The sequence below is a fragment of the Mucilaginibacter sp. PPCGB 2223 genome (genome assembly GCF_001705515.1).
Lineage (GTDB): Bacteria > Bacteroidota > Bacteroidia > Sphingobacteriales > Sphingobacteriaceae > Mucilaginibacter.
In genome coordinates, this window is record NZ_MDJS01000002.1 from 338721 (window position 1) to 355042 (window position 16322).

Genomic DNA, 16322 nt, shown 5'->3' on the forward strand with positions numbered 1-16322 from the left:
CAGCCCCAGGTTTTAAATTGAAGAAATTACTACCAGATATTAATATCAGATCGGGGGCGTCATTAACTATTAAAGCCCTTACAGTAATCGAGATTGTATTCGGGATTTCCTGCCTGCTCGTTTCATTGTTTTGTTCATTTTTTGGCTTTGGAAAGTTTGATGGCATGTAGCAAGCCGAAATCAGTGTAATCGCACTCAATCGGTGAAATCCCATTAAAACTCCACATGCGCCCTGATCGCAAAAAAACTTACCGGGCCGCGGTCGGCGTTGTAGGCCGGGTTAGCTACGAACTGGTAATCGGCAGATACGAACAGATTGGTGTTGATCTTTGCGCTGTAGTAGGTTTCAAAGATACTTTCGGCCTTATAGTTGGTTAGTTTACCATCGCCGATGATAAAACCGTAACCGCCTGTGGCCAGAAAATCGCGGTGATCTTTGGAGATACCGTTGATATCGCCGGCTATGCCGAAAGTATCATCCGGCCGGTGCCATGCGGTTCCTTTGCAGTTAAAACCCACGCTCAGGGTTTGATCGATCTCGGTAAAGGCCCAGGTAGCGGTTTTACCATCGTTCCAGCCGGCGCGGAAGAATACGCCTAAGTTTTTGTTCAGCTCCTGGTCGCCGTTAAGGCCGAAACCATATTTAACGCCACCATAGTTTTTACCGTCGATCACATCCAGTGAAACATCGGTTTTGTTGTTGTAGCTGTTGATTACATCGCGGTAAGCGGGCGCCTTGGTCACATTACGGTAAGCCAGCAAACGGATGGCGCCTTTGTGCCCGTCAAAGTCGGTAAACTTAGTAAACTCGATGGTTTGCCCGTGAGCTTTAAAGTAGTTATAGTCAAAATCGGGTCCGTTGGCGTAAGTTGGTGTTAAACTGCCTGCCGCACGCAGCGCCCAAGATGGGTTGATATATTCGAGCACAACGGCATCAATATAGCCGCGGGTATTGGCCGGGTAATCCCAGGCGCCGTTGCTCATCAGTGCCCAGTTCATAAACTGGCTGCGCGGATCGTGGCTGTACTGGTTATTATCAAAAATATCCGACAGTGCAATTTTACCGGCGGTAATCACCAAACGGGTGCGTGGTACATACTCCCGCAGTTGGTTGGCATCAGCATCCACAAGTTCGCGGGCATCACTTAGCGGGATATATTGGCGGTAAAACAAGCGCGCCAGGTACAAGGCCGGTGCCGGGCTGCCGATGCGGAATGTTTCTCCATTTGGGAACCCAGCCACTCCACGCGCTTCGCTTACACCGCTGCCGCCCGAAACTTCGGGGTTAAAATAAATGGAAGCGTTGTTCCATAATTTGTGCCCGAAAAATAATGACGTGGTGATGGATAAAGCTTCCTCGTGTGCCGGGCTTAAACTGTTATCTCCCGAATAAGGTGCCTTAAAGGCATTATGGCTTTGATCGATAACGGTGAGCTGGAAATGCTGGCTCCATTTTTCGGTGCTGTCGGCAGTATAGTTCAGCTGCGCCTTCGCTGAAAGGCAGGCAAACAGAATGATTATTTTGAGTAAGAACTTCTTCATAGCATTAATTTATTAGGCAAATCTAATATAATTTTTAGACTTACCTAAAAATAAATATCATTTGTGATCTTTGACTTCCTTGCCTGGGTTGAATTGCAACCGATGTTGAACCGAAATTTTTCGTCAAGGACGTATACGCGTTAGTGGGAGCGGATGCCTGCCGCGCGTTGAGTTTAGGGCCGGCCGTGGCTAATGCCCGTGCAGTATGAACGGATAGCCCGGGCCGCAGGCAACGCCCAAATACCAACAGTAATTCTCGCAAAGCTGCTAAGAATTTTAATTTCATCGCTTTGCGGCTTCACGCCTTTACGGGCAAAATACCTTAATACCACAAAACCATCACTAATTACAACCTGCAAAAGTAATTCCATACTTCAAGAACCAACCACCCGAAAAATAATCTTACTGTAAGAAATTACTGTAAACTCTGTTTGCTAAACAACAATTTATCAATTACTTTTGCCGGTATATATTAAAAAGGACATGACACAACATCACACACCCGAAGAAAAAAGCTACGATTATTTATATTATGTTGTCGGTTTGGTTTTTGGCATGATAACCGGTTTCTTTTTAGAAAAAGGTTTTATCTGGGTACCTGTTGGCGGTGTAGTAGGTTTGCTTACAGCTGCTTTCTTTGTGAACGTGCTGGTTAAGGGCCGTGAACAAAAAGTCTGACAGGGACCTCCCGCCGTTTATCAGTAGCTGGAACAGGTTTTATGGCATTGTGATGGCATGGCTTGTTGTGCTAATTTTTGTATTTTGGCTCATCACCAAACACTTTGAATGAGCCTTACCGACTGGATAGTTCTTGCCGTAACCATTTTAACCATCGTTATTTATGGCGTTTGGAAAAGCAGGGGCAGCAAAAACATCAATAACTATCTTCTTGGCGATCAGTCGTTACCCTGGTATACCGTAGGTTTTTCGGTTATGGCTACCCAGGCCAGCGCTATTACCTTTTTATCGGCGCCGGGGCAGGCCTACAGCGACGGGATGCGTTTTGTGCAGTTTTACTTCGGGCTGCCGCTGGCCATGATCGTGCTGTGCATTACCTTCGTACCCATATTCCACAAGCTTAAAGTTTTTACTGCTTACGAGTACCTTGAGCAGCGTTTCGACCTGAAAACACGCGCCTTAACTGCCCTGCTGTTTTTGATCCAGCGCGGCTTGTCTACGGGTATCACCATCTATGCGCCCGCCCTTATTCTGTCGGCCATTTTGCATATCAACGTTACCTACACTACACTGTTTATTGGCGGGCTGGTTATATGCTATACGGTTTACGGCGGCACAAAAGCGGTAAGCTACACACAACTGCTGCAAATGAGCATCATTTTCGCGGGCTTGTTTCTGGCAGGTTTTGTGGGGTACGGCCTGCTGCCCAAAGGTACAGGGCTGAGTAATACGCTGCACCTGGCAGGCAAACTTGGCCGCATGAACGTGATCGACTGGAAATTTGACCCGAACAACCGTTATAACATCTGGAGCGGCATCGTCGGCGGCTTTTTTTTACAGCTATCGTATTTTGGTACCGATCAAAGCCAGGTTGGGCGTTACCTTACGGGAAGCTCGGTAGGGCAAAGCCGTTTAGGTTTGATCATGAACGGACTGGTAAAAATACCCATGCAGTTTTTGATATTGCTGATCGGTATCCTGGTTTTTGCGTTTTACCAGTTTAACCAGCCGCCGGTGTTTTTTAACAACTACGCGGTTGAACAGGTTAAGCAAAGCCGATACGCTGCCGAGTTTAAACAGGATGAGCAGGAATACGCCCAGGCTTTCGCGATTAAAAAGAACGCGGCCGAAAATATGGTTTCGGCTTTAAAAACGCACGATCAGGGCAGGATCAGCCTGGCGCAGATGCAGCTGAAGGCTGCCGACGGGCAGGCCAATGCTATCCGTCAGAAGGCGATCGAAGTATTAAAAAAGGCCGATCCTAAAACCGATACCAACGATACTAACTATGTTTTCTTAACTTTTGTTACCCGTTACCTGCCTAAAGGGCTGATAGGCTTGCTGATCGCTATCGTCTTTTTAGCATCGATGGGGTCGATGGCGAGCGCGCTTAATTCGCTGGCATCAACATCGGTAGTTGATATCTATAAACGCATTATCAACCCCCACGCATCCGAAAAGGATTACCTTGCCGCGTCGCGATTGTCGACGGTTGTGTGGGGGCTGGTATGTATCGGCATGGCGCTTTACGCCGGGCACCTGGGCAATTTGCTCGAAGCTGTTAATCAGTTAGGATCGTATATCTACGGCACCATCTTAGGCGTGTTTGTGGTGGCTTTTTACCTAAAGCATGTAAAAGGCCGGGCGGTGTTTATCGCTGCTGTGATCACGCAGGTCTCCATCCTCATTATGGGTTTCCGCGAAATGGTGGCCTATTTATGGCTGAACGCGATAGGTTGCGTTTTGGTGATTGTTATAGCGGTTATTGTGGAGAAAGCAGCCCCACCCAAACTTCCAAGGTAGGTAGGAGGCTTAACGACTAATCCGCCCCTTGCTCTTCTTCAAATTAACCTCCGCTATGGCATGCTCATTTGCCCAGGCATCCAAAGCTGCAAGTACCGGGCCGAGGGCTTTCCCTTTTTCCGAGATCTTGTAATATACCTCCGGTGGAAAGGTATGTTTTTCTTCGCGGGTAATGAGCCCGTCGGTTTCCAGTTGTTTTAAATGTTCGAGCAGTACTTTTTTAGTCACTTTGGGTATGATGCGCCATAGTTCGGTAAAACGCATCTCGCTGGTGCCGAACAAATGATAAAGAATAATAGGCTTCCATTTTCCAGACAGCATGGTAAGGGTGACCTCGAGGCCGCAATGTTTAAAATCTTTATTATCCATGGTTACCAAATAGTGAACGGGTTACCAAAAGGTAACCTTCTTGGGCTTGCAAAACGGGAGGCTCATCTTTGCCGCGTCAAATTTAAATGCTTTATTATGAAGGTACAACTCTTACGCAATGCCACGCAAATTTTAACCGTTAACGGCAAAACTTTATTGATAGACCCTATGCTTGCCCCCAAAGGCAGTTATGGGCCCTTTAACCATACAGGCAACGATCTGAAAAACCCGCTGGTTGATTTGCCGGTAAGCGGCATGGAGATCGAACGGATCATTGCTCAAACAGATGCAATACTGCTCACCCATTTACACCTCGATCATTGGGATACGGTTGCGCAGCAACTCATCCCTAAGAATATGCCGATCATTTGCCAGCCGGCAGATATCCCGGTGCTGACAAAAGCCGGCTTTGTGAACCTCCTGCCTTTGGCTTACACGTTGCTATGGCACGGCATACAGATCATCCGCACCGGCGGTCAGCACGGCACCGGCGAAACCGGCAAGCGAATGGGGATTGTTTCGGGTTATGTGATCACTCATGGGCAAAATAAGCTTTACGTTGCCGGCGATAGCATTTGGTGCCGGGAAGTGAAGGACGCCATAGATAACTACCAGCCGAACCATATTATTGTGAATGGCGGTGGTGCAAGGTTTATAACCGGCGACCCTATTGTAATGGATATTAACGATGTAATAAAAGTATGCCGCTACGCGCCTGTGGCCAAAGTATACGTAGTACATCTGGAGGCTGTAAATCACGGTAAAGAAAGCAGGGCGTTTATTAAAGCAGCTTTAAAGTCGGAAAGCTTTGCAGATAGATGTTTTGTACCGGATGATGGGGAGGTGTTTATAGAAAAGAGCTAATAATTCATAGATCATGGCTCATATGCGAAAATACCGTTACGCTGAACCATGATCCATGAACCATCAACTGATTACGATTTTGCCTGTGCGGCCACGGCGGCGTTTAAGCGCTCGTACTCGCCGTCTTTAGCTTCTTTTGATAAGCGTACGCCTTCTTCGGCAGTAGCCAGGGCACCTTTTTTGTCGCCTGCCTTGAGCTGGATACGGGCCTTCCAAACTTTTACAAACTGCGATTTTGGCTGTGTTTTTTCCAACTCGTTTATCCACTCCAGCGCTTTAGCCATGTCTTTATTGTTATCGTAATAATATTGCGCTGCCGCGAAGTATGGTTTCTTTTCGCCTTTCATCGCTTCGTCGATGCTGGCCATTACGCGGGCATCAACATCGGTAGTAATGTGGAAGGTTAAAGCGGTATGTTCCCAGGCCAGGTGCAGGTCGGCTGCAGTAGGCATTACGTTTTCAAACTGCATGGTAAAGGTTTCTACGGGTTCTTTTATGTTCCAGGCTTTTACCCTGAAGCGTAAAAAATCTTCTTCCTGCTTGTAGCTGTAGGCGCCCCAGGTTTTGCTGGTTTTGCTTAGGATGATGGTCCACTCTTTAGGATCGGGAATACTGAATAACCCATAAGTACCAGCCGGCACTTTGTTACCCTCGATGGTTACATCATCGGTAAAGGTAATGGTAGTTGCACTATTGGCACCGGTGCGCCAAACGGTGCCGTATGGCTCTTGCTTGCCCAGCATTACACGTCCTTTAGCATTCGGGCGCGAGTAAACGATGGTAATTTTACCCAGGCCAAGATCCTGCGTAATAGTTTGGGTTGAGCTTGCAGCGGGTATTTTAAGCCCCTGTGCATTTGCGGTACTGATGCCTGAAACGGCCAGTACCAGTAATAAAAGGTAAGTAAATCTTTTCATTGCGATAGTTTATTTGGTTACAAGTTAACTATACGAAGCTAATAAATATTACAGATTTTAACAGTATGCAGAAATCACCATCGGAGAGACAAAAAGGGGGCACAAGGCGAGATATCATCGGGCGTTATTTACTGTGCCGCTTAAATGCGGGCATATTTGAAAATATTATTTATTAGCTATCTTTAGGTAACCGAAACCCCTTGATTATGAAAAAGAAAACCTGGGCCAACCCCGAACTGCACATTATAGCTACTACAGATGTTTCTTCGAAATACATTAACGGCTTTCACGAACACGCCTTTACAACCCACGCAACGCCAAAAGGCCGTGGGCTTTTTAACAATACGCCAAACCACAGCCTGTTTCAAACCAATCTTACAAAAACCCTTCTCCAATACCTGTCGTAAGGAGGCGGCCGTTGAAAGTTGCGTATCCGGCCAGGCGCCGGGAAGAACTGTTACGCTTAATCGGCTGTTTTTCATGTGCTTTTCGAGGCATAGGCACTGAAATGTTTTTGTTATCTTTATACATTCATAGTTCATCACACATATGAAAAAGAAAAGCTGGCACAAACCCGAACTGCATATCATAGCTATTGCCGCAAAAACCATTAGCGGCCCTCACGAGCATAACTATACCAGTCAGCCTACACCAGCCGGCCATAAATGGTATCTCAATACGCCCAGCCACAATAGTTTTGCGAATGGTATCATACCGACCATTCATCAATACCTGTCGTAGTGAAGGGGGAATCAAGAGACAAGAAGCAGGACTCAGGATTTATTGATATTGATCGGAGAATGGCAGACCTGGCTTAATAAGCCTGAAAAAATAAAAAGCCCCCCAGACTTGCTCCAGGGGACTTTCAACCTAAACCTTATCACAATTAAACCGGTAAGTTTACCGATTCGTTTTAGTGTAATACAATATCTGTACCAAACTTGTTTTACGCTTTAAAAACATGTGTTTACAATTCATTTTGCCTTGTTTTGTTGCAATTGACAGACAGTGTATACTATTGTGTCTGCCTATTGTTCAGTTTTTTGCGCAGGTAACCGTCTGCCAAAAACAACGCCAGTACAATATCAAACAAAATAAAAACTTTCAACACGGTTCCGTTGAGATAATTACCCAATTGCGGTATTTTAATATCCTGACCTGATAACAGGGTATTTGTACTGTTTGTATTTGTCCAGCTTACGTTAATAAGCGCAAAAACCAGCAAGGTAACTATACTTACCACAAAAAAGGCGGCAATGCCTTTTATAATGCGCTTATCAATAGTTGCCTTTAAAGGCTTCATCGCGTTCTCGGTACGGATGGTTTCCATCACCTTGTAGCCAAAGCCCATCGATGGTTCGTCGAGTTCCATCATACACGAAAACTCGATATTCAGTTTCGATAGCTCGTGGTATTTACGTTTGTAAACATCATCGGTCGCTATCAGTATATCCATAGCCTGCTGCTCGTCGGGGCTGCAGTTGCCATCAATATAGTTCCATATCTTTTCTTCTACACTATTCATATCAGTTCGTTTACTTCGTGTTTTAATGTAAGCTCCAGCCGTTCCTTTAAACGTTGCCTTGCCCTAAATAGTTTAACCTTTACGTTATTGGGCTCAATTCCCATAGCTTGCCCTATTTCCTCGAGCGATTGTTCGCCTTTGTAGAACAATGTGATGACCATGGCATCGTCGGGCAGCAATTGTTCGATGGCTTTGTTCAGATAATACGATCGCGATTTTTGCTCGGCAAGGTCGCCGTCGAAGCCGCCGGGTTTATTCTCAATCTGAAGGTAGGTATTCTCGTCGTCTATCGAGGAGGTATCCAGCCTTTTTTTACGCAAAAATGTCATTGCGGTAGTATATACAATGCTGTACAGCCATGTACTGAATTTTGCTTCACCGTTGAAGCTTTGCAGCGAGCGGTATGCTTTTACAAAGCAATCCTGCGCAATTTCTTCAGCGTCTTCGCGCGTTTTGGCAAAGCGCAGTGCCAATGTGAACACAAACCGCTGGTGGCGCCTGATCAGGTCGGCATAGGCTGCCTGGTCGCCGGCCAGCGATCGGGTTATCAGTTCGGTATCGGTATACTTGCTTTGCATTAATTAACGTCTCTGACGCGGGTAAGGTATATGAGGTTACAGGCAGATGTAAAAATAGTTAAAATTAGATGAGAAGAATGAGCGCCGCCTGCACCGCCAATAGCGGCACGTGATAACTGCTACCCTTAATATCTGTTATGGTTATCTATAAAACCAGTCGACAATTTTTCAGCTATTTTTATAAATTTGCGCCCACCTTAGCGGATACGTTGCTTAGGATCAATACATAACAATGCTAACAGTAGAAAAAATAGGCGGCACATCGATGAGTGCCTTAAAAGATGTCATCAATAACATTATTTTATTTGAGCGTAAAGGCGATGAGCTGTACAACCGTATCTTCGTGGTATCGGCTTTTTCGGGCGTAACCAATTTGCTTTTAGAGAATAAAAAAACAGGTGAGCCAGGCGTTTACCATCGTATTGCCAAATACCAGGAGTTTCACCACGCTTTGGCCGAGTTGATCGTGAGCCTGCAAACCATCAATAAAAAATACGTAGGCCTGGGTTTGGACCTGCCGCTTGCAGATAAATTTATCGAAGATCGTGTTAATGATGCCAAGCAATACCTGGATAACCTGGCCAACATACTGGCATCGGGCTATGTAAGCAAAGAAGGCATTTTACAGGCCGCGCGCGAGATTCTGGCATCTATCGGCGAAAGCCACTCGGCTTTCGTGTTTACCAATATCTTGCAGAATATGGGTATCAACGCCACGCTGGTCGACCTGAGCGGCTTCCACGATCATAAATCGTACACCATCGATCAGCGCATTAAGCATACTTTCAGCAATATCGAGTTCGATAAAACCATTTGTATAGTAACCGGCTACGCCAAAGGTACCGAAGGTATTATGCGCGAGTTTGACCGCGGATACAGCGAGGTAACCTTTTGCAAGATAGCCGTTGCCGTTAAACCCCAGGAAGCCATCATCCATAAAGAATACCATTTGTGCAGTGCCGATCCGGTTTTGGTTGGGACGGATAACTGTATCCCGGTAGGGTTTACCAATTACGATGTGGCCGATCAACTGGCAGATGTGGGTATGGAAGCCATCCATCCTAAAGCATCCAAGCCGCTCGAGATCAACAATATCAACCTGCGTATTAAAAATACCTTCGAGCCGGAGCACCCGGGTACGCTGATCACCAAGGATTATGTATCGCCGCATAAGCGCGTGGAGGTGATTACCGGTACTACCAAGCTGGTGATGATCGATATTTACGACCCGTTAATGGTAGGCAACGTAGGTACCGACTTTGAGATTATGCGGGTGTTTTATGACCTTGGCATCAGCTACAATTTTAAAGCAACCAGCGCCAACAGCATCTCGATCGTGATATGGGAGAAGGATTTTAACAAGGAGCTGATCAGGGAGCTGGAAGAGAAGTTTGAAAAAGTAACCGTCGAAAAAATGGCGATGGTTTGCCTGATAGGCTCGAATATGGACCAGGTAGGTTTACTGGCTAAATCGGCCGGGGCGCTTTCGGCGGCCAATATCGACATCAAGAGCGCCGGCTTTGCTTTACGCAAGGTAAACATCCAGTTTTTGGTAGCCCGCGAAGATTTTGATGATGCGATCATCGCGCTGAATAAAGCAATGGCCTAAAGTTTAGCTATTGTTAAGATAAACGGAGGCTTCTGGCGGCGTTTGTCGTCGCTAGGAGCCTTTTTTGTTGTAATCTGACCTGTTTAGCATAATTGCGCATAGTATCCTCCGAAGTTCATCATTTTTTATTGCTTAACATTAACTTAACATAGCGAGGTTATCTTTGCCTGTCTGTACTTCACAAACTATAAAGACAAATGTCGCTAAACAGCATTTTTCAATACTTCGTCCCCAAAGACCGAAAAGTTTTCTTCCCGCTATTTGAACAGGCCGCCAGCAACGTGGTTGCCATTGCCACTGTATTGGTCGAAACGGTAAACTCGCATAATGCCGAGGCCCGCGACGAGTATTACAAGCAAATTGATAAACTGGAGAATATTGGTGACGAGCTTACGCACCAGATTTATCTTGAATTAGGCAAAAATTTTATCACCCCTTTCGACAGGGAAGATATCCATACCCTGGCAACCGCCATCGACGATATTGCCGATAACATACAGGGTGCCGCAAACCGCATGAACCTGTACAAGATCGAGGATTTTACCGTGCCTATACGCAAACTGGCCGACCTGATACTGCAGGCCAGCGTTGATATGGAAAAAGCCGTACGCGAGTTGAAAGATCTTAAAAATGTACGCAACATAGCCGATTCGTGCATCCGCATTAACAGCATCGAAAACCAGGCCGACTACGTGTTCGACCGTGCCGTGGCCGATTTGTTCCTGTACGAAAAGGATGCCATAACGCTTATTAAATACAAAGAAATATTGGCCACTTTAGAGAATGCCACCGATATGTGCGAGGATGTAGCTAACGTAATGGAAACCATCTTAGTTAAAAACGCATAGTATATGACGCTACTTGTTGTGGTTATTTGTTTAGCCGTAATTTTTGATTTCATCAATGGTTTTCACGATGCGGCTAACTCTATCGCTACTGTAGTATCCACCAAGGTGCTATCACCGCTGGCTGCTGTTATCTGGGCAGCAGCATTTAACTTTCTGGCCTATTTTTTAGTAAAGGACCATAAGGTTGCCAACACCATAGCCAAAACCGTACACGAAAATTTTATTACACTTGATGTGATCCTGGCGGGCCTGGTAGCAGCCATTACCTGGAATCTGATTACCTGGTGGTTTGGTATACCTTCGAGCTCTTCGCATACGCTGATAGGCGGTTTTGCCGGTGCCGGCATGACCAATGCCATGTTTTTGCATCAGAACGCCTTTGATGCGATTAATGCGGGTCCGATCATTAAGATAGTTGCCTTTATATTCCTGGCGCCCATTATAGGCAGCATCATCGGTTTTGCCATTAATATCGCCATCTTACATATCTGCAAAAATGCAAGGCCGTCTAAAACCGAAAAATGGTTTAAACGCCTGCAACTCGTATCCTCGGGCGCGCTGAGCTTTGCACATGGCGGTAACGATGCCCAAAAGGTAATGGGTATCATTTATGTGGCTTTGCTGGCTTACTATCCATCCATGAAAGGGGCGCCTATGCCCGAGTGGATACCTTTAACCTGTTATTCTGCAATTGCTCTGGGTACCATGAGCGGCGGGTGGAAGATCGTGAAAACAATGGGCACCAAAATAACCAAGGTTACCCCGCTCGAAGGGGTGAGCGCCGAAACAGCAGGCGCTGTTACACTATTTATTACCGAACAGTTTGGCATACCGGTTTCAACCACGCACACCTTAACAGGTTCCATCATTGGCGTGGGTTTAACCAAACGGGTGTCGGCTGTGCGCTGGGGGGTTACTATCAACCTCATCTGGGCGTGGATCATCACCATCCCTATTTCGGCTTTGATCGCCGGCATCGTATTCTTCGCTATCAAGTCCCTGGCGATTTAAGGAATCAGCCTTTCATAAACAAATACGATTGAAAAACTAAAAATTTAGTTTTTAATAAAATATTGCCGGTAAGTTTGCGTTTCAGATGCAATACCTTAACGCTTATTCGCAATGTTTAAACTTTATGTAATGCTTATTGCATTATGGATGCCGGCAGCGAAGCGCGACCTGCCCGATAGCAAACTGGCCAGCGACGTACGCGAAAACGTTTGGCCGCGTATGCAAAAAGAACTGACCGGCAGGCATTTTGTGCTGGCTTCGCCGATGTATATCCGTATCATTAAAGACGAAGGCCTGCTCGAGGTTTGGCTGAAACACGGCAGCCGTTACCATTTGTATAAAAGTTATGAGATATGTTTTTTCTCGGGCGGACTGGGTACCAAAACGCGCTCGGGCGATGGAAAAAGCCCCGAAGGGTTTTACACGATAACTCCTGCGCAGCTAAACCCGGCAAGCAACTATTACCTGGCTGTAAATATAGGCTATCCCAATAAACTCGAAATAATAAAGGGCTATACCGGTGATGCGATTATGATACACGGTCATTGTGCATCAATAGGCTGCTATGCCATGACGAATCCACGCATCGAAGAGATCTATACCTTGATGTATAAAGCTTTTGAGGCCGGGCAGGAAAAGATCGACGTAGATATTTTCCCTTTCAGGATGACGGCGAAAAAGTTTGCGGCCTATGCCAGGTTGCCGTATCAAAAATTCTGGCGAACGCTAAAACCGGGGTACGATCTGTTCGAAAAATACCATGTGCCACCGGTAGCAGGAATCAAAAATAAAGAGTACTGGTTTAGCGGCGTTCAGCATGTTAATTAATATTATGGGATATGAAAACGTATGTCATTTCGACCAATAGCGTTGGGCTCAGCATGGGCATGAGGAGAAACCTTCTGCGAAATGCACGACGATTATAGCAATCGCAGAAGATTTCTCAGTCGTGCAACCACCCAACTCCTCATTGCTCCTTCGAAATGACAATCGGTTTTTTAATTGACCTGACGTTAACCAAGACTATCTGTACCCTGCAGCCTGCAGGTTAAACAGTTCAGCATAGCGGCCACCTTTTTCCAGTAGTTCTTCGTGACTGCCGATCTCGATCAGCTCGCCTTTATCCAAAACTAAAATACGGTCGGCCATGCGCACGGTCGAAAAGCGGTGCGATATCAACACAGCAGTCCTGCCCTCGGTCAATTGCGCAAAGCGCTGAAATACCTCATACTCGGCGCGTGCATCCAAAGCGGCGGTAGGCTCATCCAGGATCAATAATTCGGCATCGCGCATATAGGCGCGGGCAAGGGCCACTTTTTGCCATTCGCCGCCGGATAAGTCGACACCCTGGTTAAACCTGCGGCCGAGCATCTGATCGTAACCGCCGGCTAATTTTTCGGCCAGTGCATCGGCCAGGCTGCGTTTTGCAGAGGAGCGTATCATATCCATATCGTCGACATGCTTAATGTTGCCAACACCGATGTTTTGAGCCATCGAGAACTGGTAACGCAGAAAATCCTGGAAGATGACCCCGGTATGCATACGCAGCTGATCGATGTCGTACTCCTTCAGGTCGATACCATCAAGCAGTATGCGGCCTTCGGTTGGGTCGTAAAGCCGGGCCAGTAGTTTTACCAACGTGGTTTTCCCGGCGCCGTTTTCGCCTACCAGCGCCAGTTTCTCGCCGGGCTTGAGGGTAAAGTTCAGGTTGCGGTTTGCCCAGCGTTCGGAGTTATGGTATTTAAAGCCCACGTTCTCGAAAGTGTACCCATACACAACCGGGTTAGGGTAAGGTACGGGGTTAACAGGCGGTTTAATTTTAGGCTCTATTTCGAAAAAGTCGAAAAAGTCGCGCAGGTAGATGGCACCCTGCGAAACCGTGGTAAAGCGCGATAAAATACCTTCGACCAAACTGCGCATCTGGCTGAACGAGCCGGCCATAAACATCAGCTGCCCTATGGTGCTGTGGCCGGTAGCGGCCTTGTAAACGATGATCATGTAAGCAGCATAATAACCACCTGTACTGATAAACGAGAAGAATGCGCCCCAGCCTGAGCGTTTGATAGCGAGCTGGCTGTTTTCGCGATAAAACTTGGTCGACAGCTTTTTAAAACGGTCGATAATAAAACCCGATAGGTCGAATATCTTTACTTCCTTAGCGGTATCGTCGCTTGCGCCGATATAGCGCAGGTAGTCCAGTTCGCGGCGTTCGGGCGTCTGGCCGCGGGTAAGCGCGTAGGTACGATCGTTAAAATAGGCCTCGCCTAAAAATGAGGGTATAACAGCCAGCAGCATCAAAGCCATCAGCCAGAAGTTAAAGGCCAGCAGGCCGGCGGCAAAAGCGCCGATGGTGATCAGATCCTGCACCTGGCTCATTACCTGCGACAGTAAGGCCGTGCGCCCGGTAGTTTGCTGGCGCGCGCGCTCCAGCTTATCGTAAAAATAAGAGTCTTCAAATTGGTCGAGGTCGAGCTTGGCGGCGTGCTCCATAATACGCACCGAGGTGTGGTTGGCAAACAGGTCGCCCAGCATGCTGTCAACCAAAGTCATAGCCCGGCCCAGTATATCCGAAATGATAGCCAGCGCGAACTGCGCGGCTATGTACTCCCACAGCCGGTGATAGTCGCCACCGTGGCTTTTATTCAGCGCAACAACCTCATCAATAATGAGTTTGGTAACGTATAAGGTTGAAAGCGGCAAAACCGATTTGGCGATGCGCAGCAAAAAGCTAAGCGATGTCATCCAGGGGCTGGTTTGCCATATCAGCTTAAAAAAAGCCGGCAGGTTACCCAGGGCCATCAATCTTTCTTTGAGCGAGATGCGCGGAACGGGAGCAATGGGTTGACGTGCCATAAATGGATTATCCTGCTAAAATAGCAATAGCGCCGGCAGTTTACCTAATACTTTTGCTTGTTTACTCTTTCCCCAAAATAATCGAACCCGGCTTGCCGCCCATGATGATCACCTTGGCGTTCGGCGAAAGCGCGATCTCTTTCTGAGCTTTGATGGCTTCGTATTGCAATTGCTTGTCGGACAGGCCGGTCGAGAGGATCTTCTGATAATCGGCTATACCTTGTGCCTCAACTCGCTTACGGTCGGCTTCCTGGCGCTCTTTCTGCAATACAAACTGCATTTTCTGAGCGTCCTGCTCGGCATTGATCTTTGATTCGATGCTGGCCTTAACCGATGCCGGTAAGGTGATGTTACGCACCAAAACGCTTTGCAGCTCGATACCGTTTTTGGCAAAGGCGGTGCTGATGGCATTGTATATCCGGCTCTGAAACTCTGCTCTTTTAGTTGAGTATAACGATACCGCTTCGTACGATACCGCATTGTCGCGGATGGCCGTGCGGGCAATGGGGCGCACAATTTTCTCGACGTAACCGGTACCTAAGTTTTGCAGGATGAAAGGCGTTTTCGTGGGGCTCACACGGTATAGTACCGAAAGGTCGATAGTGACCTCCAACCCGTCCGACGACAATACCCGGATGGCGTCGTCGCCGGTTTTGTCGCCCTCGGTGCTCACTGCGCTCATGGTATAGTTCTGCGTGCGGGCGTCAAACTCGGTTACTTCGACAACCGGGTCGATAAAGTGCAGGCCGCTTTCCAAAACATCGGGCTGTACCTTGCCGAACAATGATTGTACGCCCACCATGCCGGGCTCGATCACTTTAACCGATGAGCTTAACAGGCCCAGGGCCGTAATAACCACACCAACTATGGTAATGGCGCGCGAAAAGTGAGCCGCCTGCGACTGCCCTTGTTTGATAACCATGCCCACCACGAGGACGATTATACCGATGATTGCTATAAACATTTCAGTTTTGATTTAATACTGAAAGTTAGGGCTTTTTTGTCATATTCTTTACATCCTTTATCAGGCGTAATTTAAAGATGATGATCATCGCACCAATAAAGGTTGCACCTGCCACATAGGCCCAGTTGTGGTTCTTAAAACCCGACCAGATCACTACCACGCAGATGATAATACACAGGTTATACAATATGTTGAGGATAAATTTCAGTACCATTAGTACACACTCATGTTAGGGTCAATCTCCTCGGCCCAGGCCAGGATGCCCCCTTGTAAATTGTAAAGGTTGGTATAGCCAAGAGGCTCCAGTTGCATAATGGCAACCGCACTCCGTTTACCGCTGCGGCAATGCACAATCACAGGTTTATCCGTGGCAATTTTGTCCTTCTCGATCAGTACGCCGGCCAAAGGGATCAGCACACCGCCAAGGTTCGAGGTTTCGTATTCAAATTCTTCGCGAACGTCGATCAATTGAAAGTCCTCGCCTTTATCCATTTTTTCTTTTAGTTCCTGTACGGTTATTTCTTTCATTTTTTTATGATGTATCAAATTATAGTTCAAAGGTATATTTTTTATCACAGAAAAATGGATCATGCAGGTGTAAGGTGTTTGGGGAGATGTTGGAAGGTTGTAAAGTTTGAAGGTTGCAAAGTTATAAGATTGAAGCGTTGAGGTTGTTTGTCGCGTTTTTTTTAATAAATGTTGTCAGATTCAGAGATTTTCATTCAATCATTATTCACCTGTAACAATAATCGCTTACGGGC

General features: G+C 46.8%; 19 protein-coding genes. 9 read left to right on the plus strand and 10 right to left on the minus strand.

Annotation, left to right across the window (positions count from 1 at the left end):
* Window positions 1–213: 213 nt before the first annotated feature.
* Together BEL04_RS12055 and BEL04_RS24310 are read right to left on the minus strand one after the other, a co-directional pair.
* Window positions 214–1542, minus strand: coding sequence for a carbohydrate porin (locus BEL04_RS12055; RefSeq protein ID WP_066004109.1), 1329 nt, complete (start codon window positions 1540–1542; stop codon window positions 214–216).
* A gap of 173 nt (window positions 1543–1715) precedes the next feature.
* Entirely contained in the window at window positions 1716–1913 is a 198-nt protein-coding gene (locus tag BEL04_RS24310; RefSeq protein WP_066004114.1) for a hypothetical protein, read from the minus strand.
* A gap of 112 nt (window positions 1914–2025) precedes the next feature.
* Here BEL04_RS24310 and BEL04_RS12065 point away from each other — a divergent pair, with 112 nt between their 5' ends.
* A complete protein-coding gene (locus tag BEL04_RS12065; RefSeq protein ID WP_066004115.1) occupies window positions 2026–2220 on the plus strand; it encodes a hypothetical protein in 195 nt (64 codons plus the stop codon).
* A 108-nt stretch (window positions 2221–2328) separates the two neighbouring features.
* Window positions 2329–4023 (plus strand): sodium:solute symporter, encoded by a 1695-nt coding sequence (locus BEL04_RS12070; RefSeq protein ID WP_066004116.1) that lies wholly within the window; start codon window positions 2329–2331, stop codon window positions 4021–4023.
* Window positions 4024–4032: 9 nt separating this feature from the next.
* Here BEL04_RS12070 and BEL04_RS12075 read toward each other — a convergent pair whose 3' ends face one another.
* Window positions 4033–4392, minus strand: a complete 360-nt coding sequence (locus tag BEL04_RS12075; RefSeq protein ID WP_066004122.1) for a helix-turn-helix domain-containing protein — start codon at window positions 4390–4392, stop codon at window positions 4033–4035.
* 96 nt (window positions 4393–4488) lie between these two features.
* On the opposite strand from BEL04_RS12075, the gene BEL04_RS12080 reads away from it, so the two are divergent.
* Entirely contained in the window at window positions 4489–5256 is a 768-nt protein-coding gene (locus BEL04_RS12080) for an MBL fold metallo-hydrolase (protein ID WP_066004125.1), read from the plus strand.
* A 71-nt stretch (window positions 5257–5327) separates the two neighbouring features.
* Here BEL04_RS12080 and BEL04_RS12085 read toward each other — a convergent pair whose 3' ends face one another.
* A complete protein-coding gene (locus BEL04_RS12085; protein WP_066004128.1) occupies window positions 5328–6173 on the minus strand; it encodes a DUF2911 domain-containing protein in 846 nt (281 codons plus the stop codon).
* Window positions 6174–6379: 206 nt separating this feature from the next.
* Between BEL04_RS12085 and BEL04_RS12090 the strand changes: the two genes are divergently transcribed.
* Both BEL04_RS12090 and BEL04_RS12095 read left to right on the plus strand, forming a co-directional pair.
* Entirely contained in the window at window positions 6380–6580 is a 201-nt protein-coding gene (locus BEL04_RS12090) for a hypothetical protein (RefSeq protein WP_066004130.1), read from the plus strand.
* A gap of 142 nt (window positions 6581–6722) precedes the next feature.
* On the plus strand, window positions 6723–6914 hold the full coding sequence (locus tag BEL04_RS12095) for a hypothetical protein (RefSeq protein WP_066004132.1): 192 nt from the start codon (window positions 6723–6725) through the stop codon (window positions 6912–6914).
* Between the two features lie 274 nt (window positions 6915–7188).
* Here the strand turns inward: BEL04_RS12095 and BEL04_RS12100 are convergent, their stop codons facing one another.
* On the minus strand, window positions 7189–7698 hold the full coding sequence (locus tag BEL04_RS12100) for a hypothetical protein (RefSeq protein WP_066004134.1): 510 nt from the start codon (window positions 7696–7698) through the stop codon (window positions 7189–7191).
* Window positions 7695–8276, minus strand: a complete 582-nt coding sequence (locus BEL04_RS12105) for an RNA polymerase sigma factor (RefSeq protein ID WP_066004136.1) — start codon at window positions 8274–8276, stop codon at window positions 7695–7697. The genes BEL04_RS12100 and BEL04_RS12105 overlap by 4 nt, the downstream gene beginning before the upstream one ends.
* A 232-nt stretch (window positions 8277–8508) precedes the next feature.
* On the opposite strand from BEL04_RS12105, the gene BEL04_RS12110 reads away from it, so the two are divergent.
* The 4 genes from BEL04_RS12110 to BEL04_RS12125 all read left to right on the plus strand — a co-directional run bounded on the left by BEL04_RS12110 (window position 8509) and on the right by BEL04_RS12125 (window position 12572).
* The gene (locus BEL04_RS12110; protein ID WP_066004138.1) at window positions 8509–9885 is read left to right on the plus strand and encodes an aspartate kinase; all 1377 of its coding nucleotides are present in this window, start codon (window positions 8509–8511) and stop codon (window positions 9883–9885) included.
* 197 nt (window positions 9886–10082) lie between these two features.
* Window positions 10083–10733 (plus strand): DUF47 domain-containing protein, encoded by a 651-nt coding sequence (locus BEL04_RS12115; RefSeq protein ID WP_066004140.1) that lies wholly within the window; start codon window positions 10083–10085, stop codon window positions 10731–10733.
* 3 nt (window positions 10734–10736) lie between these two features.
* Window positions 10737–11744: an inorganic phosphate transporter gene (locus tag BEL04_RS12120; RefSeq protein WP_066004142.1), complete on the plus strand. Its 1008-nt coding sequence runs from the start codon at window positions 10737–10739 to the stop codon at window positions 11742–11744.
* Between the two features lie 129 nt (window positions 11745–11873).
* Window positions 11874–12572 carry a L,D-transpeptidase family protein gene (locus BEL04_RS12125; protein ID WP_175404070.1) on the plus strand — a complete coding sequence of 233 codons (699 nt, stop codon included), beginning with the start codon at window positions 11874–11876 and terminating at the stop codon, window positions 12570–12572.
* A 195-nt stretch (window positions 12573–12767) separates the two neighbouring features.
* Here BEL04_RS12125 and BEL04_RS12130 read toward each other — a convergent pair whose 3' ends face one another.
* The 4 genes from BEL04_RS12130 to BEL04_RS12145 form a co-directional block, all read right to left on the minus strand.
* Window positions 12768–14597, minus strand: a complete 1830-nt coding sequence (locus BEL04_RS12130; RefSeq protein WP_066004150.1) for an ABC transporter ATP-binding protein — start codon at window positions 14595–14597, stop codon at window positions 12768–12770.
* 61 nt (window positions 14598–14658) lie between these two features.
* A complete protein-coding gene (locus tag BEL04_RS12135) occupies window positions 14659–15561 on the minus strand; it encodes a prohibitin family protein (protein ID WP_066004153.1) in 903 nt (300 codons plus the stop codon).
* Between the two features lie 25 nt (window positions 15562–15586).
* Window positions 15587–15775: a DUF6358 family protein gene (locus BEL04_RS12140; protein WP_066004155.1), complete on the minus strand. Its 189-nt coding sequence runs from the start codon at window positions 15773–15775 to the stop codon at window positions 15587–15589.
* Window positions 15775–16089: a rhodanese-like domain-containing protein gene (locus tag BEL04_RS12145; RefSeq protein ID WP_066005232.1), complete on the minus strand. Its 315-nt coding sequence runs from the start codon at window positions 16087–16089 to the stop codon at window positions 15775–15777. Before BEL04_RS12145 ends, BEL04_RS12140 begins: the two co-directional genes overlap by 1 nt.
* Between the last annotated feature and the right edge of the window lie 233 nt (window positions 16090–16322).